The 2,429-nt window shown below is 74.1% G+C and carries 1 protein-coding gene and 1 pseudogene; one reads left to right on the top strand and one right to left on the bottom strand.

Annotated features, from left to right (window positions below):
* A pseudogene (locus tag GA0115240_RS21315) lies at positions 1–484 on the top strand (hypothetical protein); the annotation flags it as partial.
* Positions 485–526: 42 nt separating this feature from the next.
* Here GA0115240_RS21315 and GA0115240_RS21310 read toward each other — a convergent pair.
* Positions 527–2,429: N-acetylmuramoyl-L-alanine amidase (locus GA0115240_RS21310; protein ID WP_107407181.1), on the bottom strand; the 1,903-nt coding region annotated here is incomplete at its 5' end.

The following is a 2,429-nucleotide window of genomic DNA, read 5'->3' as shown; positions in this document are numbered from 1 at the left end:
CGTAGCGCAGCCACGCCCACCGGTCCGGACTTCGACGTCCTCGCGATGGACCCGGGGGGACTGGCCCGGTGACCTGGGAGCGGGCCTGCTGCCGGGGCCGGACGGCCGCTGCCAGGGCATCTACTTGCGCTACGACCTGTTCGGCGGTCGCGGCCCGGCCATGCTGATCGGGAATCTGCCGCCCGGCTCGCCCGCCCGTGAGCTGCAGGAGGGCCAGGTGCCGTTCGAGGTGGCCCAGCTGCTGGCCGCCCTTGGCAACGACGAGCCCGCCGAGGTGACCTCGTCCGAGGACACCCCGGTGATGCACGGCGACGGGCTGCTGATCGTGCGGCGGATCAAGATCTCCGAGTCGCGGGTGGCCTGCGCCCAGTTCGACCGCAGCGACGGCGTGCAGGTCACCATCGCCACCTGGGACCGGCCGATCACCGACGATCTCTACCAGCTGCTCAAGCCGCTGCCGGCGGCGATGTTCCAGGCCGGCTGAGCCCGGTCGCCCGGGCCCGGCCGGCCGCCGGAACCCGCCGGCTCAGCGTGGCGCGCCGAGCACGGACGGCAGCAGCGTCACATCGTCGGCCATGACGTACTCCACCCGGGCTCCCAGCTGGATCTCGTAGTAGAGCTGCTTGCCGCGCACCACCTGGTGGCCCGCGGTGTCGAAGGTGACCGCGTAGAAGTACTCGCCGCGCACCGCGCCGCCCACCACATAGCGCTGCCCGGCGGGCACCTGGTAGGGCATCGGGCTGAGCGCCTGCACCGGCACACCGGGCGGGAAGGCGGACGCCTCGGGGTAGGCGCGGCCGTAGACGGGTATGGCGGCCCGGCCCTTCTTCGGGGTGATCACCAGGCCGACCGCGTTGACCGCCGTCGGGTCGGACGCCGGATTGCGGAACCACGCCTTCTGGCCGAGGTACCACACCGCCGTCCAGTCGCCGTCGCGGCCGGCGACCGCGAACTGCTGGCCGGTCGAGGCACGGGCCCCCATGTCGTTCACCCCGGTGGTGCTGGCTCCGCCGGCGCCGTGCAGCCCGATGTCCTGGACCAGCGGCGCGTCCGCGCTGGGCGCGGTGTAGAGCCGGATCGCGGTCGAACCGTGCGCCGGGCAGGTGTCGCCCGCGGTGACGCAGCCGGTGTAGACGGGCTGGTTCGTCGCGTAGTCCGGGTCGACGGTCACGATGCCGCCCCAGGAACCGGCCGTGGCGCGGACCGGCGCGCCGAGCAGGTCCAGGTAGTGGCCCCAGTCCCAGTACGGGCCCGGGTCGGTGTGCATGCCCGGGATGTAGGAGGCGGTCGGCCCCGGCACGTTGTCGTGGCCGAGTATGTGCTGGCGGTCCAGCGGGATGTGGTACTCGGCGGCCAGGTACTTCACCAGCCGCGCCGAGGAGCGGTACATCGCCTCGGTGTACCAGGCGTCCGGATCGACCAGGAAGCCCTCGTGCTCGATGCCGATCGACTTGGCGTTGGTGTACCAGTTGCCCGCGTGCCAGCCGACGTCCTGGGTCCGCAGGTGCTGGGCGACATGCCCGTCGGACGACCGCACGGTGTAGTGCCAGGCCAGGTACGTCGGGTCCTGGACCAGCTGCATCGCCGTGTCCCAGTAGCCCTCGGTGTCGTGGATGACGATGGTGTCGATCTTCTCGTCGTGCGGGCGGTCGGCGAGGTCGTGGTTGCCGTAGTCACCGCCGCCGATCTCCTCGTACGGGGCCGGCACCCACTCGCAGCCCAGCCCCGGCGGGCACTCGGTCCCGGCGGTGTCCGCCGGGCGCAGCCCGACCCGGCCGGCCTGGCCCGACGCGGGCCGCAGGGTTGGCAGCGCGGCCAGCGTCACCCGCTGCCCGGCGTCGGTGGTCCGCGTCTGGCCCTGCCGGATCACGTCGAACACGTCGTCCGCGAAGGAGTCGGCGGTGGCCCGGTCGTCGGCGCCCGAGTAGCGGGCCACCGCGGCGTACCAGTCGGCGGGATCCGCGCTCAGCGGCTCGCCCAGCGACTTCTGGGTGTCGGCCAGCAGCGCGGCGCCGCCGGCCACGTTGACGCCGGCGTCGGTGCGCAGCGCGCCGGCGGGCAGGCCGGTCAAGGTCGCCGCCCGGTCCAGCGTGGTGAGGTCGGCCGGCAGGGCCGCCACATCGGGTGCCTCGATGGCCGCCGCGGTGATCAGCGGCCGGGAGTCGTCGCCGCGGCCGTCGTCCGCGCCGTCGCCGACCGCGGCGCCGGGGTGCTGGGCCAGCGCGGTCCGGGCGTCGGTCAGGTGCATCGGCCCGTAGCCGCCGGTGACGCTCGGCATGCCCCGGTGATCGTCCCAGCGGGACTCCAGGTAGGACACACCGAGCAGCACGCTCGACGGTACGTGGTAGCGCTGGGAGGCGGCGCCGAAGGCCCGCTGGAGCGGGCCCGCCGCGCCGCCCGCCGCCGGCTCCGCGGCGTGCGCGGTGCCG

It is taken from the genome of Streptomyces sp. DvalAA-14 (assembly GCF_900091855.1).
Classification (GTDB): domain Bacteria; phylum Actinomycetota; class Actinomycetes; order Streptomycetales; family Streptomycetaceae; genus Actinacidiphila.
Note: the sequence above shows the minus strand (reverse complement) of the source record. Positions and strands in the feature narration are given on the sequence as shown.